The sequence below is a fragment of the Pseudomonas sp. LBUM1668 genome (genome assembly GCF_059695715.1).
In genome coordinates this window covers 803865-830468 of sequence record NZ_CP166787.1, presented here as the reverse complement: position 1 = coordinate 830468, position 26604 = coordinate 803865, and the positions used below count along the sequence as shown (strand labels likewise).

Sequence of the window (26604 nt, the reverse complement as noted above, 5' to 3'; positions counted from 1 at the left end):
CGCTGCAACCTGGCGGATAAACCCCAAAAGCGCTTCTACACTCACAGCGCCCACTCCGCCAGAAAACGCCGCCATGAACACCCTGAAAGACCGTATGCAACTCGGCAAGGACGCCCGCAAAAAATGCCCGCGCAGCGCTCAAGCCGCAACGGGCAAGATGAATCGTGATCCGATTCCGCTGATCAAGGCGTCGAGTCAGGGGCGTGTCGAGTCGCTGGTCGAGTTGCGTTACGGGCGCATGCTGGAGTCGCCCTTCAAATTCTTTCGTGGCAACGCGTTGTTGCAGGCTCATGATTTGTCGGGCACGGCGAACATGGGGCTGGTTTCGCCGATTTGTGGTGACGCTCACTTGCTGAATTTCGGTGGGTTCGCCACGCCTGAACGCAATCTGCTGTTCAGCCTCAACGATTTCGATCAGGCCCATCCCGGTCCGTGGGAGTGGGATCTGAAACGGCTGGCGGCGAGTTTCGTGATCGCTGCGCGGGACTTGCGCCATGGTGAATCGGTCGAAGAGTCAGTCTGCCGCGACATGATCGGTGCCTATCAGGCAACGTTGTTTGAGTGCGCCGAGCAAAGCTCAATGGAGACCTGGTACGAGTCGATTACCCACACGGATCTGCTCGCGCAGGCGAGCAAAAGTACCCTTGAGCATGTGGAACGCGCCATCGAAAAAGCCGAGCGGCGCACTCACGCCCAAGGGCTGCCAAAGACCATTGAGCGCGACGCCCATGGGCGTCTGATGATTCGCGATGACTTGCCGGAAATTTTCCATCTGCACAAAAAAACTACCCTGCTGGATGCCGAGGATGACTGGCTGCGGTTGGCCGATTGGCGACCGCTGTGTGACACGCTCATTCGCGAATATCGGTGCACGCTGCAACCCGACCGTCGCGAACTGTTGTCGCGTTTTCATGTGCAGGATCTGGCATTCAAAGTGGTCGGCGTGGGCAGTGTCGGCATGCGGTGTCTGGTGGTGCTGTTGACCGACGATCAGCAATTCCCGCTGTTCCTGCAATTCAAGGAGGCGCGGCGCTCGGTACTCGCCGATTACGTCAAAAGCAAATCGCGGGTGCGCCACGAAGGTCAGCGCGTGGTTGAAGGTCAACGCTTGATGCAAGCGGCCAGCGATCTGTTTCTGGGCTGGACCACCGGGCCCAATGGTCGGCACTTCTCTGTGCGGCAATTGCGCGACATGAAGATTTCCGCCGACCTGGAAACCTTCGACGCCGAGACTTTTGCTGCTTATGGCCGGGTTTGCGGACGCGCCCTGGCCCGCGCGCATGCCAAAGCGTCCGGGCTCGCCGCGCAGATCAGCGGCTATACCGGCAAGGGCGATGCGCTGGCAGATGCCTTGCTGAAATACGCGAAAAGTTACACCGCGCAGAACGAAAGCGACTTCGAACGCTTTCAGATAGCGTGTCGCAAGGGCCGGTTGCAGGCACGTACGGAGGCTGATTTCGCTGCCGACCACGTGCCTTGAGCCGAAACCACTTCTACCACGACACCGCCTGTGCAACTTGATCCGCTTCAGCACTGGACCGACTGTTGTCCGTGACAGGAGCCCGCAGCATCGACCTTTGTTCTTTGCGATCGACGATCCAGAACGTCATTTTCGTCGGTGTTTTACGCACGGCACCCGAGACAGGTTTTTTGCTGGAATGATCTTGTTCTTCCGGCAGCGGTGCCACCTCGAACTCCCACTTTTGGCCGATTACCGAGACGCCTTCATGCACAGCCGACCGGGGTGAGAACTTAGCCTTACGTATACCTGCGGCTTGCAGCCCCAGAGTTTTCGACATGAAGGAACGAAGCGTCAGTTCCAGCTCCTGCTCGGAGGATTGTGGCATGCCTACTGTCAGGCCGATTTGTGCCCCGCTCTGCAGGTTTTCGTAGTAGAACCGCCCGTGTGTGTCCGGACGTAGACGGTAGTCGCCCACGCGCAAGGGCAAATGCACGCCTTGGCGGTTGTTGACCAAGGCGTTTTCATCCTTCGGCACTGACCAGCCCAACGTTGCATCACTTTCCTGCCATTCAATCAGTTTGCGATTCAGTGCCACGGCGTCTTGGCTTCGTCCTTGGCGATAGGCGATGTCGGCGGCGTAATCCAGCGCATTGCGATAAAAAACATCATTGATGAAGGAATTCTCCCAGGCAGGCACGGCCAGACCCAGCGCTCGGCGGGCGGCGTCGAAGTTTGCGCGCCGATATTGATCCACGCCTATGTAAGTCTGCATCTGCGCAATCTCTTCCGGGAAATGCGCATCGGGCAATGCCTGCTCCGCCAGTTCAGCAGCCTTGGCTACGCCATTCGCAAGTGACGCGGCCACCTCGATATTCCGAATCTGCTCGGCCAGCGGTCGCTCACGAAACAGCGGCGGCGCACTTTGCCATTTCAACGCGGCAAACATTTGATGCATTTGCTCAGTGGCTTTGGCCTCGTCGTGTAATCCAAAGGTGACATCGATGTCCATGCGCCAGTCACCACGAAACGCCAGCCAATGAACATTGAGGCATTCCTCGCCTTCACATACCGACTGCTCTCCCCGCTTAAAAGAAGTCAGACCGTCGAACGAGAGATCGGGCATTGCCGTTTCGAGTGCGCTTGGCTTGTGCCGCTTAAGATAGGCATCCGCCGACTCTTGCCGCTCGGCTGCGCTCTGCTTGCGTTGAGCTTCGTCATAAGACAGGGCAATCTCGGCACTCAGGCGGCCGCCCGGCAACTCCTGTGTATAGAGAACAATAGTGTTGGAATCGCGTTTTTGTGCTGGCTCGAATTTGGTCAATTTCCACTGCCCCAGCATGAGGGGCATCGAGAAGTCAGCGAGGTCGTAGCGCAAGCGCGGTTCATCCGGCAACATGCGCCATAGACCGGGATCGGGACTGACGACCGCGAACAGCTTCCCTTGCAGGCGTGCGACCTCGGTTCTTTCACCCGCCATCATGCTCGCTTCGATGGCCTGACCCAGCCTGTGCGTGACTCGACTGTCGCGCCTGCTGGACCTCCCGCTATCGGCAGCTTGTTGCTCCCAGTGCGCAATCTGCTCTTCTGCGGCGCTGCGGGCCTCGTCGTATCGGGCCTGCTTGTACAGCAGATCAATCAGCAAGGCTCCAGCGTCAAGTTCTGTAAAGTCGAGCCCACCCCTTTTGCGGCCGGCCAACATGGCCGCTCGGGCAGCGTCCGAGGCCTGTGCCAACGAGCCTTCGCGGTTCAGGCGTTGCGCCTCGCGCATCAGTCCGGCCGCGTCCGGCATTTGCGTCTGCGCATTTACGTTGGGCGTAAACCAAGCGGCCATGTTGGATACCAACAGGAGCGCGGCAAGAAAATGCCAGTGCCGGTTTGTTAGTGAACGGTTCATCTTTTCTCTCTGACACGTTTCTTATGGACGCAATCCAAAGGCATTGGAAGGTGCACAGTTCGGCATACGCGTGGCACTTGAATCACAACGCCTGATTTACCGAGGCCGTTTCACCTGCCATGTCTTTATGGCGGGGTCTATCGGCAACCCGTTCTCTATTTCGGTCGGCGTTTGGCTGAGCGTCATACCGTTGCCACAGAACGCCGTGAATACATCTAGATTGAAACTGTAGAAGTCGACACTCGTTACCGTTTCACAGGCATCGCTCGCCACTATTTTTCGAGCGAATTTGACTCTCGACGACTGATAGGTGTCGTACCAATCTTTGAAATAGGCTTTGGACCGGGTCGCCGACGCGCCAGGATTGAGGATATGGCTGGCAACCCGGGCGTCGAGAGGGCCAGATGAGAAGCTTGAGTAGGGTTGGATATCTTCGGGATCAACGGCATAAAGACGGGCATCACCCAATCGCATGTTGAGCCTTACCACTTTCAATTCATCCTCTTGCGGATAAACCTTGTAGACGACATCCAAAGGCCCCAAAAGAGGACTCGAAGAGCGCTTACCCGTATAGATGAACTTTTCGTTTTTTTTCAGACTGAAGCGCTCAATTATCGAGTCGATGCGGTCAAGCCGCTTACGCTCTTCGAGGTCGCTCTGCGCAATCGCGACAGGCTTCAGATTCTTCAAGTCATCAGGGACCGGCATTACCTGAATCTGAACTTGCGCCTCGGCGCTACAGACTGCCGTAGCCAAGACCAAGGGAATAACCTGATTCAACATGCTTTCTACTCCTTGTAGAAAAATCTTCCGGGTGTTGCGACGCCTGATAGATATCAGAGGGAGATCCGAGCAGCACGCCAGAGAGGTCCGCCCTGACGATCGCCGCAGATGATGACTGCACGCAAAGCATCGCGCCATCAGTTCTTTGCAAAATATTATCAAAGAAGATTTCAGCTTATTCACGACCCGGCAGTTACTCTTCACGGCCCTCTTTTCCTACATTTCACGTCCTAGGAAATTTCCTTCAACACGCGTCGACTTTCATGAACTGGTGCACCAATTTCCACGGCGCTACCCTCCACGCTTCGCTGCCATCCAGCGGGCGGTTTGCCAGGCCGCATCCGCAGAGATCGTTCACTCCACGGAGCTACGTCATGAAAAAAATCACCCGACTTACGCTTGTCGGTCCGGTCCCGGCCGACGCGCAAACGCCCGGCCAGAAAACCCACGCCAGCGTCACCGGCTCAAACCAACGCAAACCCCGTCGTACAGTGCCGCTCAAGCAAATGTTCAGCGTGCGCGAAGATGTCGACACGATGACCCTGCTCACACATGCCAGTGACCTTCTCGAATCCCTCGCGCTCATCAGCGCAAACTTTGCGGATGAGTGCGACGGCACCCAGCGCCATGTTGCGGTGGCAATCAAGCAGTTGAGTGCATTGGCCGAGATTGTGGTTTGCCGGGCACGGGATCAAGTTGTGCAACAGGGGTCGCCCACCTCACCGCCCCCTGAAGTGCGCCATTGATGGCTGAAGTGGGCGCGGACCGACCGCTGATCAGACCGGGTCGGAGCAGTTTATCGAGATGAATTTTTCTTCACTGCTGCTGCCCAGCCAACGCTGTAAAGTCCGCTCGCTCATTCAAGAAACTACGGTTCGCCCGCGGCTCTCCCGCGGGCTTTTTTTTGCCTGTTGTTTGGCTTCAAAGCAGAACACGCTTCAACAACTGACAACCGGTTTGCGTTTTCCCCCGCCCCGGGCAATTCTGTCCTTCGCCCCCCCTACCCGGAGCGCCCGATGCCGTTGTTGACCCTGCCCTGCCAACGCCTGAAGCTCGCCATCCTTGCCCCGGATCAGGCAGAACTGGAAAGCGATTTCTATCAACGCAACCAGCGTCATTTGGCGCCGTGGTCGCCAATCCGTACGACCGAGTACTTTTCCACTGCACAGATTCGCCGTCGTCTCGAAATCCAGGCCAGTGCCTTTGACGCCGGGTTGGCGATGCATTTCGCGCTGCTGAGCGTGGACGGCCAGCAAATGATCGGCGCCTGCAATTTCAGCGGCATCATTCGCGGGGCGTTTCAGGCGTGTTATCTGGGGTACCACATCGATCAGGCTCAGCAAGGTCAGGGCCTGATGCAAGAAGCGCTGGAAACCAGCATCGGCTACATGTTCGAGACACAGAACCTGCACCGGATCATGGCCAACTACATTCCTGGCAACGAGCGCAGTGCACGGTTGTTGGAGCGACTGGGCTTCGAGCAAGAAGGCTATGCCAAGGCGTATCTGAACATTGCCGGACGTTGGCAGGATCACGTGCTGACTGCGCTGGTCAATCCGGGCTTTGAAGCTCCGGATCAGCGCTGGTCACGACGTCTGGCATGAGATTCACAAACTATTCAACATTGGCGATTTATGGTCGGGCGGCACGCAGATTCAGTCGCGGCTCAATTGAACGGCATTTCCAGCCCTGACGAGGTTTGGGCGGGCAAACATTGTTCATGTTTCTGCAACACCGGTCTCTCCAACCGTGCCCGCCCATAAAACCCCAGCGCCGTCAGTAAACACGCCAACCAGACAAAGATTGCGGCCCAGAACGTGTGGGACATGTAGTGCCAGCCCTGCAGAACTCGCGTCGTGCCGTAGACGAAACCCAGCAACAACGAGCCCCACAACAAGGCGCTGGAAAAGCGCCACTGATAACGGCGCGCCACAAAGTACAGCGCCAGCATAGTGAAGCCACCGGAGGCATGCCCGCCCGGCCAGCAGCGGCCACTTCCGGCTTCATGGAACAGCTGGAAATTGCTGTACCACTCGATGTGAGCCATTTTGCCGCCGTACAGCGTTGTCTCGATCGGGCAGTAAACGCTGGTGTGGGATTTGAGGAAATGGATCACGCCCGTGCAGACCGCAAAAGCGACCACCACAAACAGAAAATCCCTACGGTGATCAGTGGTAAATCGCAGCACGGGAGCGACTTTGCTGCGTTCAAGAAATGCGCCAAGTCGCGGATGCTTCTGCGGATTGACCAGCGGCCAGACCACCGACAGCATGGCGCCGATCAGGGCAATCTCGGCGGTCCAGTTCGGAATGATCCGCGCCCATTTGTGAGTGATCTTTTCGAACAGGTGAATCTTGTCGAGCGGGAAGGTCTGGGTCAGCGGATCGAACAGAAGGTTGCTGAAGGCGATGTCGATGCGGGTCATGTCGAACAATAAAAACACCAGCGCCGCGCAGACCAGCGGGATGCCGAAGTTGTACGCGTAAAAACGAGAATTCATTGCGTGGTCACCGTGCGCCAGTCGGAGGCCTCAATAAAGCCGAGCATCTGTGGAACCGCCGGGTTGGCAGCGGAAACAAACAACGAAGCGCCGTAACCGAGGTCGGAGCCCGCTACTTTCAGATCTTTTTCCAGTTGTTCCATGCATTCGCTGTGCGTCACCAGAATCAGGTTGCGACCGGCGATCTTGTGGGCAAGCGCATCGCGCAACATGCGGCCCTTGCAGTTGATCAGCCAGTCGTCGCCAGTGGCGGCATGATTGAACATGTAACCGGCGGTCTGCACGGTACGCATTGTCGGGCTGTTATGGATATCGGCGTTAGTCAGACCCAGTTGCTCGAACTGCGCGCCGACGCTAACGGCTGCACTGCGAGACCGATCGGTGATGCCATCATGGCCGCTCAAACACGGCGCCCTGGAGTGATCGCAGCGCTCAACGTGGCGCACCAGCACGATCATGTCGCCCTTGGCCCATCCCTGCGCCAACGCCCGCGCGCCGGCGATGTTGCCGTGGGCAAGGTCCGGCACCGCCGCCGGTGCGAGCAGCCACAGGGTCAACGGAATCACCAGCAGCGATGCCGCCAACACCACCCAGGTGTTTCGAAAACGCGCCAGACCACTCAGATCGATCGAGCGATTGACGCCAAACAGATTCAGTCTCAATTCCACAAAAGCCGCCTCGCCAGCATGCATCACTTGTCATTTGATGCGGCAAAGCTACCCACGCCCGCGTGGGCAGCCAGTGAAACCCATGTGAAAAAAGTCTTGGGATGGCTTGTTACAAATTCTGTCCGACAAAAACCTTTCAGCTCTCGCGTTTGCTGCCGATACAGACCTGCTAACACCCTTGCTGGCTCAAAAAACAACAATCTTCCAGCTTACCGACGATCAAGAAACACAAGTTTCTGGAGGATATTGTGATGAATAGCTGGTTCGGCAACATCAGCGTGAACATGAAACTGGGCCTGGGCTTCGGCCTTGTCCTGGCATTGACCTGCGTTCTGGCACTGACCGGCTGGACCAGCCTGGGCGGCCTGATTGACCGTAGTAACTGGATGAGCGACATCACCCAGCTCAACTCCGGCCTGACCAAACTGCGCGTGGTGCGCCTGCAATACATGCTGACCAACGGCGACGAAACCGCCGCGCAGAATGTGCAGACCACCCTCGACGGTTTCGCCGCTCAACAGCAGAAGCTCATCAGCAGCTTCAAGAGCCCGGAAAACGTCAAACTGCTCAAGGAGCAGGCGGCGACCATCGCCGAGTACCAGACGTCCCTGAACAAAATGCGTAACGCCTATCGCACCGGCAACACTGCGCGCGACACCATGGGCGTCAACGCCGATACCGCATACAACCTGATCGAATCGATCAGCAAGCGCGTTCAGCAAATGGACATGAGCGAGCAGCGGTTCGAGCAGTTCCAGGCCATCAGCGCCGCCAAGGAAGCGTTCATCCTCGCCCGTTACGAAGTGCGCGGTTACACCGCCACCACCAACGCGGAAACCGAGCACAAAGCCATCGGCCAGATCGACGTGGCGATCGCCAGCCTCAAACAGCTGAACGTGCATTTCGCTGATACTCAGCAAGATGCCCTGCGTCAGCTGGAAACGGCGTTGACCAATTATCGCAGCGCGTTGATGGCTTATAAAAACGCCAACAGCGAAGCCGTGCAGGCGCGTAAGGAAATGACCGATCAGGGCGCCACCATCGTGACCCTGAGCGAGCAGCTGTATCAGATTCAGCTTGATCGTCGCGACATCGAAAGCGCTCAGGCGCGTACCTTCCAGTTGATCAGCACCCTGCTGGCCCTGCTGGTCGGCGTGATTGCTGCCGTCATCATCACCCGTCAGATCACCCGCCCCCTGCGAGAAACCCTGGCCGTGGTCGAACGCATCGCCAGCGGCGACCTGACCCAGAACGTTACCGTTACCCGCCGCGACGAACTCGGTGTGCTGCAACAAGGCATCGCGCGCATGGGCGTCACCCTGCGCGACTTGATCAGCGGCATCCGCGACGGCGTTACTCAAATCGCCAGCGCCGCTGAAGAACTGTCGGCCGTTACCGAGCAGACCAGCGCCGGTGTGAACAGCCAGAAGATCGAAACCGATCAAGTCGCCACCGCCATGCACGAAATGACTGCCACCGTGCAGGAAGTCGCGCGCAACGCCGAAGAGGCTTCGCAAGCAGCCGCTGCGGCTGACGGCGAAGCCCGTGAAGGCGACAAGGTCGTGAACGAGGCCATCACGCAGATTGAGCGTCTGGCCAGCGAAGTGGTGCGTTCCACCGAAGCCATGAGCGTGCTGCAACAGGAAAGCGACAAGATTGGCAGCGTCATGGACGTGATCAAAGCCGTCGCCGAACAGACCAACCTGCTGGCACTCAACGCCGCGATTGAAGCGGCACGTGCCGGTGAAGCCGGTCGTGGTTTCGCCGTGGTCGCCGACGAAGTCCGTGGTCTGGCTCAGCGCACGCAGAAATCCACCGAAGAAATCGAAGGCCTGGTCGCCGGTTTACAGAACGGTACGCAGCAAGTCTCGGCAGTGATGAACAACAGCCGCGCCCTGACTGACAGCAGCGTCGCCCTGACCCGCAAGGCCGGTGCATCGCTGGAAAACATCACCCGCACGGTGTCGAACATCCAGTCGATGAACCAGCAGATCGCCGCCGCTGCCGAACAGCAAAGCGCCGTGGCCGAAGAGATCAGCCGCAGCATCATCAACGTGCGCGACGTGTCCGAGCAGACTGCCGCCGCCAGCGATGAAACCGCCAAGTCCAGCGTTGAACTGGCGCGCCTGGGTGGTCAATTGCAGCAGATGGTGAGCCACTTCCGCGTTTGAAGTTGATTTGCGCTGAAGCAATAAACCAATCGCGGGCAAGCCCGCTCCCACAGGGTTCTGAGTCGTTCACAAATGTTGTGTTCGACTCAGAACGTGTGGGAGCGGGCTTGCCCGCGATTGCGTTAGAACAGACACCTCAGAATTTCCCCGCCTTATGTAGGAGCTGCCGCAGGCTGCGATCTTTTGATCTTGTTTTTAAAACCAGGATCAAAAGATCGCAACCTTCGGCAGCTCCTACAGGGGATGTTGTGTGGCGCTTTAGCGGGTGCCGCGTTGGCGCAATGCCGACGGCATGAAGTACGCGTCCTCAGGCACAGGTTGGGCGAAGTCGACGGTTTCCGATTCTTCGTTGTCGAGGTTCTGCACGTAGTAACGGCGCGCCTGCAAGTCGTGGAAAACGTCGAGCGCGCTCCAGGTGGTGGGCAGGTCGTAGAAGTTTTTCAGGTAGGCCATCGACACGCGCCACAACTCCCCTCGCCCGTCGTATTGATCGACCAGCGCAGCCCCCCAGCTGTCCTCATCCAGAAACAGCACGCGCTTGGAATAGATGTGCCGCGAACCGGGTTTGAGGTTGCCTTCCACCACCCACACGCGGTGCAGCTCATAGCGGGTGAATTGCGGGTTGAGGTGACCGGGGGTAAGCAGTTGCGCGTACTTCACGTCGGGGCTGGCGACTTTGTAGTTGTTGTAGGGGATGTAGATTTCCTGCTTGCCCTTGAGCTTCCAGTCGTAGCGATCCGGCGAGCCGTTGAACAGGTCGGTGTCGTCGGCAGTGCGCAGGCCATCGGACGAGGCGATTGGCGTGTCGTACGCAAGGTTCGGCGCGCGGCGCACACGGCGTTGGCCGGCGTCGTAGATCCAGGCCTGGCGCGCATCCTTGAGCTGATCGAGGGTTTCGTGCACCAGCGCTGCACCGCCCGCCAGCCGTGCCGGACTTTTCACAAATGCCACGTAGTAGAAGAGGATGTTTTTCAGGTCGGCGAACTGCCCGCCGGGACGGTAATAGTTGAACAGCGCTTCCTGCTGCGAGGTCACCAGCGCGAAGCTGCCGTTGCGCTGGACCGGCGCCTCGGAGGCACGGCGAACAACGTAGATGCCGCGGTAACGGGTGATGTGATTCCACAGCACTTCGACGCCATCCTTGGGCACCGGAAACGGCACGCCGCCATAGGCATCGGAGAACCCGCTGCCACCTTCGAGCAGCTTGGCCGAGGTCGCATTTTTCAGGGTGTTGTCGTACAGCCATTGCGGTGCAGAACCTGATCGACGCGAAGGATAGACCGGCATCTGGAAGGTGTCGGGGTAGCTGTTGAACAGTGCAATCTGGCCCGGGCTGAGATGGGATTTGTACTGGTCGAGATTGGCTTTGGTGATGGTGAACAGCGGTTTGTCCGCCGCAAACGGGTCCGGGTGATGCTGGCCCGGTTTGTAGCCAGCCGGGGCCTGGGTGATGCCGCCGGTCCAGGCGGGGATGGTGCCGGCGGCGTTGCCGGCGCGCTCGGCGCCCATGGGGGTCAGGGTGGTTTTTAACTGCTCGGTTTGTTGCGGGGTGATGGCGGCTAGTGCAGTGCCGGCGGCCAAACTTAGCAACAACGCTAGTGATGTTTTTGTCAGCCTTGAAATGTGAAACATGATCTTCTCCAGAATGCAGAAACCTGTGGGAGCTGGCTTGCCAGCGATTACGGTGGATCAGCCACCATTGATGTCGAATGTGCTGCCGTCATCGCGGGCAAGCCCGCTCCCACAGGGGGCCGGGGTGCCGCAAGATTTGTTCTGGGCAATCAAAGGAAATACTTGAGGTTGAACCCGACGTTGTCGCGATCGCGAATGCCGTTGTTCTGCCCGCCGCCGTAGAACTCGGTGTACTGCAACTCGGCCTCGAGCTTGTTCTGGTAGTTGGCCTTGATCCCCAGCGTGTAGGCCTTGCGACCTTCGATGGTGTTGCCGGCCTGATAACTGTTGCCCTTGAAGTCGTCCTTGTAGACGACGTACGGCGAAACGTTGACCCCGGCATACACGTCGTTCCACGTGCCGTTGAGCATCGCCGTGTAGCTGTAGGAATCGCGGTTGACCTGATCGTCACGCTCACCGCCGGACACATAGGAATAGTTACCGGTGCCAGCGTAATAACGATTGCTGCCGTCGAAAGCGGTGTATTGCAGGTTACTGCCGCGCAGGTGCTCGGAGGCCAGTTCGAAGATACCGAACAGCGAGTCGAACGACCCGGTCGGACCGAAGTTGTAGATGGTGCCCAACGAGGTATTGAACGCTTCAACGCGCTCGGCGTTGTTGATCTGGCTGTCGAGGGTGACCATTTGCCCGCCGACATTGATCGACTGGCCCGTTACCGCCGCAGCCGCACCGTTGGCCAGATCGCCGATCAGGTCGTTGGTGGCCGCAACGCCGATGGGCAGGTTCGGTCGATAAGCCACTTCACCGAACACCGAGGCCTCGCCCAACGTGGTGTTGAAGCTGAAACCGTACATGCGAATGTCTTCGGCATAGCGCCGATGCGCCTGGATGTTGCCCATCACATCCGCCGTGGCCAGACCGTTCGCGAGTGCCCCGGCCTGACTGCCGGCGACACCGGCGAGCAGGTTGGTCAGGGCGTTCATGTCGATGCCGTTGTACCCACCCAGATCCGCCGCAATGGTCGGCTCCTTGGCGTGGTAATTAACCAGGTACAGGCCAAACTCAGTGCTGTTGAGCTGTTCGGCGATGTAGCGAAAGGCAAAACCAAACTGACCGTCGTTGCGCGCGTTGTAGTCCTTGCCGACGGACGCCACTTTGAGCGTATTGCCGTACGCCGGGGTCACGCCGTTGGCGTACAGCCCGGTGGATTGCAGGACCGGGCCGAGCAACGGGTTGTTGCCCAATGCGCTGTACAGACCGATGACGTTGCCAAATCCTGGCACAGGTGTGTCGAGAGCGGTGCCGCTGAAATCGTTGTAGCCGGTGTTGCCACCGTCGGCGAACAGATCGGTTTGCGAGTAGAACGTGCCGACCGGATCGATGCGGGTTTCCTTCCAGTTGGTCTGGTAGAAACTCTCCAGGGTCAGGCTGTCAGTCAGGCCGATGTTGAAGCTCAGCGCCTCCACCGGCACCAGCACTTCCTTGACCTCGGCGCCGGGTAAACGGTACTTGGCCGCGTCCACCGGATTGGTGGTGTTGATGCCGCCGCGATAGAAAATCCCCTCGCCCCAGTTGAACACCTGACGGCCGACGCGCGCCGTCACCGGCATCTGCGCGACGTCCCAACTGCCGTGGACGTAAGCGTCGAGCATCTCGATACGGCTGCCGGCGATGTCGCGGGTCTGGCTGGTGAAGCGGTCGTCCTGCGGGTAGCTCTGACTCGGTTGTGACGGATTGTTGTTGCGGTAGTAATCGTTGCGCTTGTCCATCAGTTGGGTGTCATAGAACGCGGTGCCGCGCACGAACAAGCCGTAGTTCTGATAGTTGGCCTCAAGCTCTGAGGTGATCTTGTAAACCTCGGAAACCAGCCCGGTGTCGAAGTTGCGATTGCCGTCGTTGGTGTTGACGTCATCGTTGGTTTTGTCGCGGCCCTGCACCCGCCACAAGCGACCATAGGACAAGGTCGTGTCGAACGAGCCGGTGACCTGTTTATCCAGCACGCTGAACTCGGCGGCCTGCACCCCGTCGACCGCGCAGAGTTGCAGCAGCCCTGCCAGGCCGACACCGGGTAGCGCCGCGCCGGACAGGCGCAATCGAGTACTGATCATCTATTCCTCCTTCCCTGTTTTTATTGTTTTTTGTCCTGCCGCGATGGCTAGGGCGCTAGTCCCGCACTGACATAAATCCGGCTGTGCGCGCCGAAATGGCCGAGCAGTCTGAACAGTTGTTGATTGAGAGCCGGATGGTCGAAATCTTCGCGGCGTAACTGATTGCCGCTGCTGAAATCACTGGTGACCGGCGCCGTTTCCAGCCATTGGCCGATGGCTTCATCGAACGCGGCGGAGTCATCAACAGACTCGGCGCTGACCACCTCACGCAGGTAGTCCACGGAGTACGGCGGATACTGTTTGTCCTGGGAAAAATCGGTGTAAGCGTTGAGCATCGGATGCGCTTGCCCGGCGCGCAGCAAGCGTCGCAGCCAGGTTGATTGGTATTTCTCGACCTCCATATGCCGCGTCGCAACACGCTCGATTGACGCCTGTTTGTCGCCCGCAAAACCGGCCAGCGCCTTACCTTCCAGCAGCAGAAGATTGGCAAGATCGACGCCGGGCAACGGCTTGGCGTGATACGGCTGGGTCAGGTCCTGGACGTGGTGCAGGCCCCAGCCGAGAAAGCGATAGCCCCAGTAGGGATGACCGCTGGCAAACGCCAGTCGCGCCAGGCCCATGTATTGATACGCGCGCCAGTGCGGCCAACTGCGCTCGAGAAAACCGGCAGCGGCATACACCACCGGGCTCTCGTGGAAGAAGCCCATGTGGAAAGGCGCCTGGGAACTGTACTGAAACCGCGCATCGCCAAAAGGCTGCGGGCCGAAGCCGTATACCGCGCCGACTTCGCCCGGGTTGTCGCTGAACAGATTGATGTCGTGACCGTAATCCGGCTCGTCGGCAGCGCTGGCCAGCACCGCAAGAGGCGCGACTTTTTCGCCTTCAGCGACAACGATGAAGCGCTGCCGATTCCATGGCGAGAGGGTTTGCTCGACCATGACTTGCTCGGCGCTGAGGTGTTCGCGTTCCGGCAGATCCTTGCCCGGCAAAGGCTGGATCACCATCGCCAGATGAATCTGTGGATTGATGCGCAGCGCGGTGAAGAAATCGTGGCGCAGATTGTCCCCCGGCACGGCGGGCAATTGCAGATTGTCGGGGCGCGGAGGGTACTGGGCGAAGTGCTCGCGAGCGAAACTTTCCTGTTGCTCGAGCAGCGCAACCACGGCCGGATATTGCTGCGCAAGAAACTGCTCCAGCGGCTCGACTTCAATGTCTGAAGCGTCACGCAGCGCCGGCAAATCCTGCAACGCCAGGTAGCTGCCCACCGTATGGTTCGACCAGCCCCAAGCAGTCGGGGCCGTTGCAAAAAGCAGCAACAGGAGGAATGTCAGCTTCATTGCTTGTGATTCTTATTGGAGATGCCGAGGGGGATGAGCCTAACAACCGCCCCCGCCGCTGACACTGTCCAATCTCACCAGAAAAGGTCTCCGATAGCGCCATATGAGAATCCCCGCGATTTGCCCCACTCCCCTGTAGGAGCTGCCGCAGGCTGCGATCTTTTGATCTTGTTTTTTAAGATCAACATCAAAAGATCGCAGCCTTCGGAAGCTCCTACAGGGGATTTGCGGTGTTTTTTCAGGCGGGGTAGCCGGTGATTTTCCGGATGCTTTGGTACAGCGGCTTGAGCTGGCGGTACATGCGCAGGTAGACCTCTTTGTACAGTTGCTCGTAGATTTTTTGCGCCTCAGGCTGCGGCATGAACACCGCGCCCACCCGGGTCATCGCCGCGATTGCCGTGGGGAAATCCGCATGCAGTCCCAACCCCACCGCGCAGCAAATCGCCGCGCCCAGGCCGGACGCTTCGTACACGTGCGGACGCTCGGCGGGCAGGCCAAAAATGTTCGCCGTCAGCTGCATCGCCGCATCACTTTGCGAACCGCCGCCAGCAACACGCAGCCGTTTGACCGACACCTTCGAACGCCGCTCGATGTTCTCCAGGCCCTGGCGCAAGGCATACGCCAGCCCTTCCAGAATCGCCCGGTAAATATGCGCGCGGGTGTGCACATCGCCGAAGCCGATCATCGCGCCTTTCGCCTCCACGCCCGGCTCGCGAATGCCTGGCGACCAGTAGGGTTGCAGCATCAAACCCATCGATCCCGGTGGCACCGCATCCACCAATGCATCGAACAATTGCTCTGGCTCGATACCCTGCTCCTTCGCCTGCTGCATCTCGCGCAAACCGAACTCGTTTTTGAACCAGCTGACCATCCAGTAACCGCGATAAATCATCACCTCGCAGTTGAATTGATCCGGCACCGCCGACGGATACGGCGGGATCAGCGGGACGATTTCCAGATAGCGCGAGCGGGTGCTGGTGATCGTCGCCGTGGTGCCGTAGGACAGGCACACCGTGCTCGCATCGACCACGCCGGAACCGACCACCTCGCAAGCCTTGTCGGCCCCCGCCGCAATCAGCGGCAGCCCTTCGGGAATTCCGGTGTGGCGGCTGGCTTGCGCGGTGATGTAGCCGAGGGTTTCACCGGGTTTGTACAGGGTCGGCAGTTGCTCGGGGCGCACGGCCAGGGCCTGCCATTTCCAGTCACTCGGCGCGGCCCACTTCAGGCGTTTGAAGTCGAACGGCAAGTAGCCGACGCAACACCCCACCGAATCGACAAAACGCCCGCACAAGCGATGGGTGAGAAACCCCGAGAGCAGCAAAAACTTGTCGGTCGCCGCCCACACTTCGGGCTGATGGCGGGCGATCCAGTTGGCCTCGGCCTGGGCGCGAAAATGGTCCACGGTGGCCTGCGCACCGACCAGTTTGAACAACCAGCCCCACGGCCCTTTTATCCCGCCTTCGACCTCACTCTGGCGTTGATCGAGCCACAGAATCGCCGGGCGCAACGGTTTGCCTTCGGCATCGACATTGATCACGGTGCCGCGCTGCGTGGTCAGGGAAACGCCGGCAATCTCTGAGCGATCAATGCCGGTTTGTTGCCAGACTTGCTGGCAGGCCTCGCCGAGTTTCGCCCAGTAATATTCCGGGTCTTGCTCGGCCCAGCCCGGTTGCGCCGAGTAATAGGCCTGCAGCTCGACTTTGCCTTTACCGAGCAAATTACCCTGCAAATCGAAGAGCAGCGCGCGCACGCTTTGGGTGCCGTTGTCGATAGCCAGCAGGTAGCGCTTGTTCGGGTGGTTATCCATGGAGCTCTCTTCAAGGGGCATCAAGGCGTGGCATCCGGCAAACCGTGATGGCGTTGCCACAACGCCTGATAACGCTGTAATTCATGCTGCCAGTATTCGTCGCTCCAACCCAGTCGCGGCTGACAGAGCTGGCGGATGGCGGCGAAATAATCTTCGCCACCGCGTGGCAGCAACAGGCCCAATCGGGTGCGGCGCAGCAGCAGGTCATCAAGGTGCAGGACCATTTCTGCTTCGCAGGCAAAGGCCAGTTCCGCCCACAAGGTGTCGGTGTTGCCGACCGTGTCGTGGCCCAGTTCCGTGAGCAGTTGCGCCAGCCTTGGCAGGTCCCGGCCATGCCGCCCGGCCAGACGTCGCCACTGCTGCGCGCCAAGTCCCGCGATCGCCAGCGGCGGCACGGCGGCGAACACCGGCGCGGCGTCATCATCAAACGGCCGATCAAGCATCGCCGCGCAAGCCTTGAGTACTTCGATGGCTTGCGGGCGAAACGTCGTCAGTTTGCCGCCGGCCAGGGTCACGCAACCCGGCTCCTGCCACAGCACGTGCTCACGGGTTTCGTTAGACGGTTTGTCTTGATTCGCACCCTCGCCACCGACCACCGGACGCACGCCCGACCAGGTCGACAGCACATCGGCGGCAACCACTTCGGCGCCGGGGAACTGTTGCGCGCAAGCCGCCAACAAATAGTCGAGTTCTTCAGCGCTGATGCTCGCGCTTTGATCCAGATTTTCGTGATGATCCAAATCCGTGGTGCCGACCACTGTCGCGCCTTCCCACGGAAAAACAAACACCGGTCGCCGATCACGCTCATGCAAAAAGGTGAACGCCTGCGCCACCGGCAGACGCCAGCCCGGCAACAACAAATGACTGCCACGCAACGGGCGCAATTGCCGTGGTGCCTCGGCTGGTCGTAGGCGTTCAGCCCAGGCGCCGGTGGCCACGGCCAGCACGCCGCAGCGCAATTGCAGGGGCGCGCCAGCCTCGCAGTCCTCAACCTGAACCCCGCGCACGCGCCCGCCCTCACGCAGCAGATGCTCAACGCGCACGCCGTTTAGCACCACCGCGCCGTCGGCCCGCGCCTCGCTCAATACACGCATCACCAGCCGCGCATCATCGGTCAGCGCATCGACAAAACAGGTGCCGCCGAGCAGGTCGGTTTCCTTTACGCCCGGCGCCAGATATCGCAGTTGCTGCGCGTCATGAAAACGGTGGCTGCGCCGCCCGGCCAAAGCGTCGTACACCGAAAGCAAACCACCCAAAACCCGTGGCCCGGGAAAGCCGCCGCGATAGTGCGGCATCATGAAACTCATCGGCTCGACCAGCCCCGGCGCTTCGTCGAGCAGACGCTGACGCTCGCGTACCGAGTCGCGGGTCAACCGCCATTGCCCCTTGGCGATGTAACGCAAACCGCCATGGACCATTTTCGACGATCGGCTGGACGTGCCCCAGGCAAAATCGCGCTGCTCCAGCAGCAGGCAGCGCCAGCCACGGCGCGCGGCTTCACGCAGTATTCCGGCGCCACTGATCCCGCCGCCGATGACGATCAGATCCCAGGTCTGATCGGCCAGCGTCGGCAAAATCTGCTGGCGCCACGCGGCGTTCCATTGCGCAGTCATGGCCGTCACTCCGGAAACAGCGTGCCGGGGTTGAGGCGCCCGGCCGGATCGAAGTGCCGGCTCAGCGCCTGCAAGGTGTCCATCGCCAGCGCGCCTTTCTCGCGCAGCAGGTACGGCGCGTGATCCTTGCCCACGCCGTGCTGGTGACTGATGGTGCCGTGGTTGTCGACGATGGTCTGGCTGGCCGCGTGCTTGAGCGCCTGCCAGCGCGCCAGCGTCGCGGGGTAATCCGCCGCCGGGCGAAACACGTAGGTGGTGTAGATACTCGACCCTTCACCGTAAACGTGGGACAGATGAGTGAACACATGCACCCGCTCGCCTTCAGCGGCCAAGGCATCGCGCAGGCTGTTTTCGATGAGGTTGAGCAGGTTGTCGACGTTGCTCCAGTCGGTGGCGGTTTCGAGGGTGTCGACCACGTAACCGGCGTTCCACAGGTTCTCGCGCAGGTAGGGGAAACGGAAGCGATTCTGTGCCCATTTCTTGCCGAGCAAGGTGCCGGTGAATACGCCGCCAAAGGCTTTGAGATGCTGCCGCGCTTGCCTGAGCGACAGCGCATTTTGCCGACGATTGCCGGTCACGCCGAAGGTAAGCAGGCACTTGCCCTCACCAGCTCCACGCAAGCTCAGGTACTTTTCCAGCCAGGCGATTTGTTGCGGGTGACCGGCCAACGCCAGTTGCGTTTCGGTCTCCACCGCGTTGGACAGGCGCAGCATCGACAGCGGCACGCGCGCCTGAGCCAATTGGCGGATGGCTTGCAGCGCTTTGGTCCAACTGGGCAGAAAAACGCCGTAGAAACGTTCATCGGCGGGCAGTGCGCTGACCCGCACCTTGACCTCGGAAATGATCCCGAAACGCCCCTCGCAGCCCAGCACCACTTCACGCAGATCGGGGCCGGCTGCCGAGGCCGGGAACGTGGGGATTTGCAGAGGGCCGGCGAACGTTTCCAGCGTGCCCCCGGCGAACAATTGTTCGATCCGCCCATAACGCAGCGATTGCTGACCGCTGGAACGGCTGGCAACCCAACCGCCCAACGTCGACAGCTCCCACGACTGCGGAAAATGCCCCAGCGTGTACCCCCGCGCCCGCAACTGACTTTCCACCTGCGGACCACTGGCGCCTGGGCCGAAAGTCGCCAACAAGCTGTGTTCATCAAGGTCGATCAGACGATTCATCCGCGCCAGCGAAACCGTCACCACGGGCCGTGCGGAATCCGGCGGGTTGATGTGCCCGGCCACCGACGTGCCGCCGCCGTAAGGAATCAGGCACAGGTCCTGTTCATGGGCGAGCGCCAGCAATTGGCGAATCTGCTCGGCCGTCTCAGGGAACGCCACCGCATCGGGATATTTGCCCAACGTGCCTTCGCGTAACGCCAGCCAATCCGGCAGGCTCTGGCCGCGAGCGTGCAGTAACCGGTCATGGGCATCGACGCTGTATAACGTGTGAGCCCGCAACCGCGATTCAGGCACGCGGGCCAGCGCTGTTTCCAGCGTCGCATCGGGCAGCGCTCGACCGTCGCCCAACCGTTCGGCGAGAAAACTCGCGCCCTGGGCCGGCAGTTCGACCACCGTGGTTGCATCTCCCCAGCCGTTCCAGCGTCGCATGCGTGTGTCCTTTTTCGGTTCTTATCAGCGATATTTCAGGCGTCCATACTAGTCGGCGGCCGAAAAGTGTCACGGTCGCATCCGGCCAGTTCGTGTAGCCAATTGAGTCAAACGTCGCGCAAGCGTCAGCCATTTACTTTAGCCGTGGTTTCAAATTACCTTTCAGGCATTCATCCGCTCACGCACGCTTTGATCAAGGGAATACGATCATGCAATCGCTCGGCTTCACCTCCGTTCCGCCGCTGCTCAAGTACCTGCGCCATGCCGAGCAATTGGGCATGGCCATCGAGCCTGCGTTGGCGGCGGCCGGGCTGCAGGCGCAGCAGTTGAGCGACAACACCCTGCGCTTGCCGGGTGAGGCGCATGAAAAGTTGCTCGATTACTTCTGCGAACACTCGGGCGATCCGCTGTTCGGGCTCAACGCCGCGAATTTTGTGCTGCCCAATTCATGGAGTGTTTTGGGTTACATCACCATGAACTGCGCGACCCTGGGCGATGCGATGAGCCGCATCATGCCGTTCGAAAAACTGGTGGGCGACATGGGCGTCAGCCGCGCCGAGATGCAAGATGGCCAAGTACACCTGATCTGGACCTGCCGCTATCAGCGCCCGCGGATTCGTCGGCATCTGGTGGAAAACGTCCTCGGTTCGTGGCTGCAATATGCGCGCTGGATCGCTGATACGCAGATGTCGCCAGCGGCAGTGTGGCTGGAACATTCGTGTCCAGACGAGGTGACGCTGGCGCAGTACGAAGCGTTTTTCGATTGCCCGGTGCTGTTCGATCAACCGTATTCGGCGTTGATTGTGCCGCCGGCGTATTTGCAGTTGCCGCTGCGTCAGGCCGATGCGCAATTGCTGCGCACGCTGGAAGAGCATGCAATGGGGTTGATGGCGACACTGGAGGACGCGTCGCTTGCGCAACAGGTGAAGAGCATTTTGCGTCAATTGCTCAAGGAGGGCCTGCCGCGCAAGGAGCAGGTGGCCGAGCATCTGGCTGTGTCGGTGCGCACGTTGCAGCGCCAATTGCATCAGGCGGGGACGTCGTATCAGCAGATTCTGGATGATCTGCGGCAGGAGTTGGCTGAGCACTATCTGTTGAACAGCACGTTGCCGATTCAGGATATTGCGCAGTATTTGGGGTTTACCGAACCGCGCTCGTTTCATCGCACGTTCAAGAGCCGGCGCGGGATGCCGCCCGGGGAGTTTCGGCAGACGCATCGGGGGTGATTGCGCGGGCCTCATCGCTGGCAAGCCAGCTCCCACAGGTTTCTCGGTGAACCACAAATTCTGTGTACGACTCGGTCACTGTGGGAGCTGGCTTGCCAGCGATGGCGTCAGTGGCCGCACCAAAAACCCGACAGGCAAATCCCAAATTTCCGATCGCAATAAACATCTTTTAGCGCAGACGTTTAAGGACACTCAGCGTTACGCGAAACCACCCACAAATCCTTGCGCCGCTGCCTACGCCTAAGCCAGAATCCACCGGCTTGTGCGCCCTGGCCTTGCTGCGTAACTTGGATCCGTCACTGATTTCCAGTGATCGGGTTTAGTAGCCCGAGGTAACTCGGCTGGTCGTACATTCATCACAGGTGCTCTCGTACCTGAGCTTCATGGTGGCTGTACGCAGGGCGCTTCGGCGCGCCGGCTTAAGCTGGGTTCCCCGGTCTACTAACCTGCGTACAGCTGCCACCCTTTCGTTTAGTAGCAAAAGGGTTGCCGCTCAACAACGGGAACACAGCTATGTTCAAAATCACGCCAAACCCGCCGGTCACCGACCCGGCCTCGCCCTACGAATCCCCCGATTCAAAGAAACTCCACGAAGCCGCCGAGCGCGCCCTCGACCACTACCTCGGCCCACCAACCGTCGAAATCATGGCCGCGCCTTACAAACCCAACGCGCTGTACATGGCCAGCCCCGAGTCCGATAACGAATCCCTGCTGGTGGACGCCAGTGAAACGCTCGGCTCGGCCACCGTCATGCTTCAAAACCACGTCGCAATGGTGGAAGGCACCCACCGCAAAACCCTGCAAGGCATCGCTCAGGTGGTGATGCTGGCAGAGTTGGCGGTTAACCGAGTGTTGGACAGATTAGTGCCGACCGAGTAGCGAAAAAGCCCGCTGGCAGACCGTAGTGGTTTGGCAGTGGGCTTTTTGTTTGGCTTGCGATTTTTTTACCCTCACCCCAGCCCTCTCCCGGGGGGAGAGGGGGCCGACCGAGGTGTCTGGCGCTGTACATCGACCTGAACGTGCGAGTCGATTATGGATTCAGCAAAGCAGATTCAGGCCGGCGTATGGCTCAAGCATCCCCCAATCAGTCCCCTCTCCCCCCGGGAGAGGGTTAGGGTGAGGGGCTTCCAGGCTCAAACACAAATCGCATTGGTAAACACCAACCGATTCCCAAACGGATCGGCAATGGTCATGTCCTGGCTGCCCCACGGCGTCGCCTGTATCTGCGGATGCGAAAACTTGTATTCCTTGGCCACCAATTGCTGCTGAAACGCCTCAAGCTCATCGGTCTCGATGCGCAACGCCGAACCCGGCGAGGCATCGCCATGATGCTCGGATAAATGCAGCACGCATTCGCCACGCGACACCTGCAGATACAACGGGAAGTTCGCTTCGAAACGATGCTGCCAGTCGATCTTGAAACCGAGGAAGTCGACGTAGAACTCTACGGCTTTGGCTTCATCGAAAATCCGCAGGATCGGGGTAGTTTTGCCGAAGCTCATGGGGTGCTCCCTGACTGGTTGGCCCAAGAGTGTAACCGGGCTGGATGTCAGCACTTCGGCTTGGGATGGAGTTTCTTTAATTGCACAGTGCCACTATGAGACGTAGATCAAAAGATCGCAGCCTCCGGCAGCTCCTACAGGAGTTTCCGATTAACTGAAACCTTTGCGCAAATCTCCTTCCCGCGCAAGAAACCGCCCTTCCCTCTTGCCATTCGCCTGACCATCGCTGTAACTCAAAACACCGTTGATCCACACCCCGTCAATCCCCTGCGCCGCCCGTTGCGGATCATGGAAATCCGCAACATCGCGCACGGTCGCCGGATCGAACAACACCAGATCCGCCCAGTTTCCTTCGCGAATCTCGCCTCTTTCTTTCAAGCCAAACCGCGCCGCCGACAGACCGGTCATCTTGTGCACCGCCGTGTGCAGCGGAAACAGTCCGACGTCACGACTGAAATGTCCAAGTACCCGTGGGAAAGCGCCCCACAGGCGTGGGTGCGGGAACGGATCTTCCGGCAGTCCGTCAGAGCCCACCATCGACAGCGGGTGCGCGAGGATTCTTCGTACATCCGCCTCGTCCATGCCGTAGTACACCGCGCCCGCCGGTTGCAGGCGTTTGGCGGCGTCGAGCAGCGGCACGTTCCATTCGGTGGCGATGTCGATCAGGTCGCGGCCGCTGACTTGCGGGTGCGGCGTCGACCAGGTGATGGTGATGCGGTGGGCGTCGGTGACTTGTTTCAGATCCAGCGTCGAGGAACTCGCCGCATACGGATAGCAATCGCAACCGACCGGATGGGTTTTCGCTGCCTCTTCCAGTGAGGCGAGCAACTGCGGACTGCGCCCCCAGTTGCCGACACCGGCACACTTGAGGTGGGAAATGATCACCGGCGATTTGGCGTGGCGACCGATCTGAAACGCCTCGTCCATCGCCTCCAGCACCGGGGCGAATTCGCTGCGCAGATGAGTGGTGTACACCGCACCGAATGCCGTCAGTTCTTCGGTCAGTTGCATGACTTCATCGGTGGAGGCGTTATAGGCGCTGGCGTAGGCCAGACCTGTGGATAAACCAAGAGCACCAGCCTCAAGACTTTCGCGCAACTGCTCGCGCATCGCGGCGATTTCGGCAGGGGTTGCGGTGCGAAACAAGTCGTCGAGGTGATTGCTGCGCAGCGCCGTGTGACCGACCAACGCGGCAACGTTCAACGTGGTTTTGGCCGCTTCGACCGCCGCGCGGTAATCGCTGAACCGTGGATAAACAAACGCCGCGGCGCTCCCGAGCAGGTTCATCGGGTCCGGCGGATTGCCTTTCAAACTGACCGGCGAAGCGCTGATCCCGCAGTTACCGACAATCACCGTGGTCACGCCTTGGCTGAGTTTTGGCAGCATCTCTGGCTGACGGATGACCACGGTGTCGTCGTGGGTGTGCACGTCGATAAACCCCGGCGCCAGCACGCGGCCGGCAGCGTCGAATTCTTCGGTGGCCTGGGCATCGCGCAGGTCGCCGATGCGCTCGATTCGACCGTTGAGAATCGCCACGTCAGCGCGATAGCCGGGTGCGTTGCTGCCATCGATGATCAGGGCGTTGCGAATCAGGGTGTCGTACAGCATGTCAGTCTCCCAGCGGCAGGTGATCGTCGCCGCCACGGTATTCGTCGAGAGCGAGTTTGATGCGCCGCAGACGTTCTTGATTGTCTTCAGGACTGGCCAGCGCCAGCTCGGTCGCGAGCACGTCGATGGCAAGCAACATGCCGTAACGCGCCGCCGTCGGTTTGTAGATGAACGAGGTTTCTGCGCCTTGCAGCGGCAGGACGATGTCGGCCAGTTCCGCCAGTGGCGAATCGGCGCGAGTGATGGCGAGGATGCGCGCGCCGTAGTTGCGCGCCAGTTCGACGGTCTCCAGCAGCTCTGGGGTGATGCCGGTCAGCGAGCAGACGATGACGACCTGTTCGGCGTTGAGGCTGGCGGCGGTGACGCGCATCATCACCGCGTCATGGCAGACCGCAATCGGATAGCCGAGCCGTACCAGACGCACCTGCAATTCATCGCTGCACAGGGTCGAGCAGCCGCCCATGCCGAAGGCGTGGATCATCCGCGCCTGACCGAGCAGTTTTACCGCATCGGCGAAGCGTGATTCGTCGAACCCGGCCAGATGCTGACGCAGAGTGGTTTCGATATCGCCGACAATCTGGCCATAAAACGCCGACTGTTCAGGCGTGCCCGCCGGGTCGAGAAAACGACTGCCGACGCCGCTGGCCTGGGCCAGTTGCAGGCGCAGATCACGCAGGTCACGGCAACCAACGGTGCGGGCAAATCGCGACAGCGTGGCGGTGCTGACTTCCGCTCGTTGCGCCAGCTCTTCGAGACTGGCGGAGGCGGCAAAGCCGACGTCGTCGAGCATCAAACGAGCGATGCGGCCCTCGCCGGCGCTGAAGGAATCCTGACGGGCGCGGATCTGGTAGAGGATGTCCATAGCGGCGGGCTCCGGTTACAGCAGGTAAGAAAGGCCGACGGTCAGACCGAAAGCGACCAGCGAGATCAACGTCTCAAGCACGGTCCAGGTCTTGAACGTCTGCGCGACCGTCATGTTGAAGTACTCCTTGATCAACCAGAAGCCGCCGTCGTTGACGTGGGAAAAGATAACCGACCCGGCGCCGGTCGCCAGCACCAATAGTTCGGGGTGGGGATATCCCAGACCGATGGCCACAGGCGCGACCACGCCGGACGCGGTGGTCATCGCCACGGTCGCCGAACCGGTAGCGATACGCATCAGAGCGGCAAATAGCCAACCCATGAGCAGCGGCGACAGATGAAATTCATGAGCGAGGCCGACGATCTGATCGGTGACGCCAGCGTCGACCAGTATCCGGTTCAGACCACCGCCCGCGCCGACCAGCAAGGTGATGCTGGCGGTTGGCGCCAGGCACTCATTGGTGAACTTGAGGATCGATTCGCGGTTGAAACCCTGGGCAATCCCCAGCGTCCAGAAGCTCAGCAACGTCGCCAGCAACAGCGCAATCACCGAGTTGCCGATGAACAGCAGGAACTGATTGAAACCGCTGCCCGGCGTGGAAATCAGGTTGGCCCAACCGCCGATCAGCATCAGCACCACCGGCAACAGAATGGTCGCCATGGTGATGCCGAAGCTCGGCAGTTTGTCGCGCGGTTCGCGGTCGAGGAATTGTTTTTCCAGCGGGTTATCCGCCGGCAACTGAATGCGCGGCACGATGAATTTGGCGTACAGCGGGCCGGCGATGATCGCCGTAGGAATCCCGATTGCGATTGCATACAACAAGGTCTGCCCGACCGACGCCTGATACGCCTGCACCGCCAGCATGGCGGCCGGGTGCGGCGGCACCAATGCATGCACCACCGAGAGGCCGGCAACCATGGGCAAACCGACCATCAGGATCGATACACCCACCCGTCGCGCCACGGTAAACGCAATCGGCACCAGCAACACAAAACCGACTTCGAAGAACAGCGGCAGCCCGACCAGAAACGCGATGCAGACCATCGCCCAGTGCGCGTTCTTCTCGCCGAACTTGTCGATCAACGTGCGCGCCATCTGATCCGCGCCACCAGACTCGGCCATCATCTTGCCGAGCATCGTCCCCAGCGCCACCACCAGCGCAATGTGCCCGAGCGTCTTGCCGACCCCGGCCTCATACGCCCCCACCACACCCGACGGCGGCATGCCCGCCACCAGTGCCAGACCAATGGAAATCAGCGTGATGACAATGAACGGATTGAGCCGATAACGGGCGATCAAGACGATCAAAGCGATGATGGCCACGGCGGCATACACCAGCAGCCAATAGCCGAAAGAAGGCGTCATGCGGTACTCCTCGAAAGGGTCACGTTCGAATGGGTTGTGAAACTCATAAATCATTTCGAGATCGAGATTTCAAACCGCATGAAAGTAATTTTCGTGGAGAGGCAAGCAGTGTCGCGCAGGGATATGTCTTGTCGTGATTAATGAAAATTGGGGGGCGGGATTTTCATGCTCTTCTGACAACACAAAACCCTGTGGGAGCTGGCTTGCCCGCGATGGCGGCGGCACGTTCAACATAGATGCTGGCTGGTCGACCGCTATCGCTGGCAAGCCAGCTCCCACAAGTTGATCGAGTTTCTTCAGGTGGAATGCGAACTACCTGCAGGAGCCAGCCTGCTGGCGATGGCGTTGTCACATTCAACATCTCTGTCGACTGATCCACCGCTTTCGCGAGCAAGCTCGCTCCCACAGTTTGATCAAATTTCTTCAGACAGATAGCGGACAACTTGTGGGAGCTGGCTTGCCCGC

20 protein-coding genes and 1 pseudogene are annotated in these 26604 nt (G+C 59.8%); 7 read left to right on the top strand and 14 right to left on the bottom strand.

Annotation, left to right across the window (positions count from 1 at the left end):
* Positions 1–73 precede the first annotated feature (73 nt).
* The gene (locus tag ACA061_RS03585; RefSeq protein ID WP_497300618.1) at positions 74–1480 is read left to right on the top strand and encodes a DUF2252 domain-containing protein; all 1407 of its coding nucleotides are present in this window, start codon (positions 74–76) and stop codon (positions 1478–1480) included.
* A gap of 13 nt (positions 1481–1493) precedes the next feature.
* On the opposite strand, the gene ACA061_RS03580 is transcribed toward ACA061_RS03585, so the two are convergent.
* On the bottom strand, positions 1494–3356 hold the full coding sequence (locus ACA061_RS03580) for a hypothetical protein (protein ID WP_497300617.1): 1863 nt from the start codon (positions 3354–3356) through the stop codon (positions 1494–1496).
* A 96-nt stretch (positions 3357–3452) separates the two neighbouring features.
* Positions 3453–4139 (bottom strand): hypothetical protein, encoded by a 687-nt coding sequence (locus ACA061_RS03575; protein ID WP_497300616.1) that lies wholly within the window; start codon positions 4137–4139, stop codon positions 3453–3455.
* Between the two features lie 374 nt (positions 4140–4513).
* Between ACA061_RS03575 and ACA061_RS03570 the strand changes: the two genes are divergently transcribed.
* Together ACA061_RS03570 and rimJ are read left to right on the top strand one after the other, a co-directional pair.
* The gene (locus ACA061_RS03570) at positions 4514–4885 is read left to right on the top strand and encodes a DUF6124 family protein (RefSeq protein ID WP_210701331.1); all 372 of its coding nucleotides are present in this window, start codon (positions 4514–4516) and stop codon (positions 4883–4885) included.
* Between the two features lie 270 nt (positions 4886–5155).
* Positions 5156–5743 (top strand): ribosomal protein S5-alanine N-acetyltransferase, encoded by a 588-nt coding sequence (gene rimJ, locus ACA061_RS03565; RefSeq protein ID WP_150604117.1) that lies wholly within the window; start codon positions 5156–5158, stop codon positions 5741–5743.
* A 62-nt stretch (positions 5744–5805) separates the two neighbouring features.
* Here rimJ and ACA061_RS03560 read toward each other — a convergent pair whose 3' ends face one another.
* Both ACA061_RS03560 and pmrG read right to left on the bottom strand, forming a co-directional pair.
* The gene (locus ACA061_RS03560; RefSeq protein WP_497300615.1) at positions 5806–6639 is read right to left on the bottom strand and encodes a phosphatase PAP2 family protein; all 834 of its coding nucleotides are present in this window, start codon (positions 6637–6639) and stop codon (positions 5806–5808) included.
* On the bottom strand, positions 6636–7307 hold the full coding sequence (gene pmrG / locus ACA061_RS03555) for a lipopolysaccharide core heptose(II)-phosphate phosphatase PmrG (protein ID WP_497300614.1): 672 nt from the start codon (positions 7305–7307) through the stop codon (positions 6636–6638). The genes ACA061_RS03560 and pmrG overlap by 4 nt, the downstream gene beginning before the upstream one ends.
* A gap of 251 nt (positions 7308–7558) precedes the next feature.
* Between pmrG and ACA061_RS03550 the strand changes: the two are divergent.
* Positions 7559–8620, top strand: a pseudogene (locus ACA061_RS03550) (methyl-accepting chemotaxis protein); the annotation flags it as partial.
* Positions 8615–9478 (top strand): methyl-accepting chemotaxis protein, encoded by an 864-nt coding sequence (locus ACA061_RS03545; protein WP_411959666.1) that lies wholly within the window; start codon positions 8615–8617, stop codon positions 9476–9478. The pseudogene ACA061_RS03550 and the gene ACA061_RS03545, both read left to right, overlap by 6 nt.
* A gap of 258 nt (positions 9479–9736) precedes the next feature.
* Here ACA061_RS03545 and ACA061_RS03540 read toward each other — a convergent pair whose 3' ends face one another.
* From ACA061_RS03540 to ACA061_RS03515, 6 genes are all read right to left on the bottom strand, one after another.
* Positions 9737–11110, bottom strand: coding sequence for a DUF1329 domain-containing protein (locus ACA061_RS03540; RefSeq protein ID WP_497300613.1), 1374 nt, complete (start codon positions 11108–11110; stop codon positions 9737–9739).
* Between the two features lie 149 nt (positions 11111–11259).
* Positions 11260–13218, bottom strand: coding sequence for a DUF1302 domain-containing protein (locus ACA061_RS03535; protein WP_497300611.1), 1959 nt, complete (start codon positions 13216–13218; stop codon positions 11260–11262).
* A 47-nt stretch (positions 13219–13265) separates the two neighbouring features.
* Positions 13266–14555: a phospholipase gene (locus tag ACA061_RS03530; protein WP_497300610.1), complete on the bottom strand. Its 1290-nt coding sequence runs from the start codon at positions 14553–14555 to the stop codon at positions 13266–13268.
* A 238-nt stretch (positions 14556–14793) separates the two neighbouring features.
* Positions 14794–16362, bottom strand: a complete 1569-nt coding sequence (locus ACA061_RS03525) for an FGGY-family carbohydrate kinase (RefSeq protein ID WP_497300608.1) — start codon at positions 16360–16362, stop codon at positions 14794–14796.
* A 20-nt stretch (positions 16363–16382) separates the two neighbouring features.
* Entirely contained in the window at positions 16383–17975 is a 1593-nt protein-coding gene (locus ACA061_RS03520) for a glycerol-3-phosphate dehydrogenase/oxidase (protein WP_497300607.1), read from the bottom strand.
* A gap of 5 nt (positions 17976–17980) precedes the next feature.
* Positions 17981–19576: an FAD-binding oxidoreductase gene (locus ACA061_RS03515; protein ID WP_497300606.1), complete on the bottom strand. Its 1596-nt coding sequence runs from the start codon at positions 19574–19576 to the stop codon at positions 17981–17983.
* Between the two features lie 209 nt (positions 19577–19785).
* Here ACA061_RS03515 and gliR point away from each other — a divergent pair, with 209 nt between their 5' ends.
* Together gliR and ACA061_RS03505 are read left to right on the top strand one after the other, a co-directional pair.
* Positions 19786–20802 carry an AraC family transcriptional regulator GliR gene (gliR, locus tag ACA061_RS03510; RefSeq protein WP_497300605.1) on the top strand — a complete coding sequence of 339 codons (1017 nt, stop codon included), beginning with the start codon at positions 19786–19788 and terminating at the stop codon, positions 20800–20802.
* A 513-nt stretch (positions 20803–21315) separates the two neighbouring features.
* Positions 21316–21681: a DUF6124 family protein gene (locus tag ACA061_RS03505; protein WP_497300603.1), complete on the top strand. Its 366-nt coding sequence runs from the start codon at positions 21316–21318 to the stop codon at positions 21679–21681.
* 254 nt (positions 21682–21935) lie between these two features.
* On the opposite strand, the gene ACA061_RS03500 is transcribed toward ACA061_RS03505, so the two are convergent.
* The 4 genes from ACA061_RS03500 to ACA061_RS03485 form a co-directional block, all read right to left on the bottom strand.
* The gene (locus ACA061_RS03500; protein ID WP_150595137.1) at positions 21936–22304 is read right to left on the bottom strand and encodes a glyoxalase superfamily protein; all 369 of its coding nucleotides are present in this window, start codon (positions 22302–22304) and stop codon (positions 21936–21938) included.
* 150 nt (positions 22305–22454) lie between these two features.
* Complete coding sequence (locus ACA061_RS03495) at positions 22455–23912, bottom strand: N-acyl-D-amino-acid deacylase family protein (RefSeq protein WP_497300601.1); 1458 nt, start codon at positions 23910–23912, stop codon at positions 22455–22457.
* A gap of 1 nt (position 23913) precedes the next feature.
* The gene (locus ACA061_RS03490; protein ID WP_047299666.1) at positions 23914–24774 is read right to left on the bottom strand and encodes a MurR/RpiR family transcriptional regulator; all 861 of its coding nucleotides are present in this window, start codon (positions 24772–24774) and stop codon (positions 23914–23916) included.
* 15 nt (positions 24775–24789) lie between these two features.
* A complete protein-coding gene (locus ACA061_RS03485) occupies positions 24790–26139 on the bottom strand; it encodes a GntP family permease (protein ID WP_115148412.1) in 1350 nt (449 codons plus the stop codon).
* Between the last annotated feature and the right edge of the window lie 465 nt (positions 26140–26604).

Bases quoted from the DNA above. Each gene is read 5' to 3' on its own strand.
- ACA061_RS03520 (WP_497300607.1), bottom strand. From the start codon at position 17,975: ATGACTGCGCAATGGAACGCCGCGTGGCGCCAGCAGATTTTGCCGACG.
- ACA061_RS03530 (WP_497300610.1), bottom strand. From the start codon at position 14,555: ATGAAGCTGACATTCCTCCTGTTGCTGCTTTTTGCAACGGCCCCGACT.
- gliR (WP_497300605.1), top strand. From the start codon at position 19,786: ATGCAATCGCTCGGCTTCACCTCCGTTCCGCCGCTGCTCAAGTACCTG.
- ACA061_RS03525 (WP_497300608.1), bottom strand. From the start codon at position 16,362: ATGGATAACCACCCGAACAAGCGCTACCTGCTGGCTATCGACAACGGC.
- ACA061_RS03575 (WP_497300616.1), bottom strand. From the start codon at position 4,139: ATGTTGAATCAGGTTATTCCCTTGGTCTTGGCTACGGCAGTCTGTAGC.
- ACA061_RS03585 (WP_497300618.1), top strand. From the start codon at position 74: ATGAACACCCTGAAAGACCGTATGCAACTCGGCAAGGACGCCCGCAAA.
- ACA061_RS03535 (WP_497300611.1), bottom strand. From the start codon at position 13,218: ATGATCAGTACTCGATTGCGCCTGTCCGGCGCGGCGCTACCCGGTGTC.
- ACA061_RS03490 (WP_047299666.1), bottom strand. From the start codon at position 24,774: ATGGACATCCTCTACCAGATCCGCGCCCGTCAGGATTCCTTCAGCGCC.
- ACA061_RS03570 (WP_210701331.1), top strand. From the start codon at position 4,514: ATGAAAAAAATCACCCGACTTACGCTTGTCGGTCCGGTCCCGGCCGAC.
- ACA061_RS03485 (WP_115148412.1), bottom strand. From the start codon at position 26,139: ATGACGCCTTCTTTCGGCTATTGGCTGCTGGTGTATGCCGCCGTGGCC.
- ACA061_RS03560 (WP_497300615.1), bottom strand. From the start codon at position 6,639: ATGAATTCTCGTTTTTACGCGTACAACTTCGGCATCCCGCTGGTCTGC.
- ACA061_RS03515 (WP_497300606.1), bottom strand. From the start codon at position 19,576: ATGCGACGCTGGAACGGCTGGGGAGATGCAACCACGGTGGTCGAACTG.
- ACA061_RS03580 (WP_497300617.1), bottom strand. From the start codon at position 3,356: ATGAACCGTTCACTAACAAACCGGCACTGGCATTTTCTTGCCGCGCTC.
- ACA061_RS03500 (WP_150595137.1), bottom strand. From the start codon at position 22,304: ATGAGCTTCGGCAAAACTACCCCGATCCTGCGGATTTTCGATGAAGCC.
- ACA061_RS03505 (WP_497300603.1), top strand. From the start codon at position 21,316: ATGTTCAAAATCACGCCAAACCCGCCGGTCACCGACCCGGCCTCGCCC.
- ACA061_RS03495 (WP_497300601.1), bottom strand. From the start codon at position 23,912: ATGCTGTACGACACCCTGATTCGCAACGCCCTGATCATCGATGGCAGC.
- ACA061_RS03545 (WP_411959666.1), top strand. From the start codon at position 8,615: ATGGGCGTCACCCTGCGCGACTTGATCAGCGGCATCCGCGACGGCGTT.
- rimJ (WP_150604117.1), top strand. From the start codon at position 5,156: ATGCCGTTGTTGACCCTGCCCTGCCAACGCCTGAAGCTCGCCATCCTT.
- ACA061_RS03540 (WP_497300613.1), bottom strand. From the start codon at position 11,110: ATGTTTCACATTTCAAGGCTGACAAAAACATCACTAGCGTTGTTGCTA.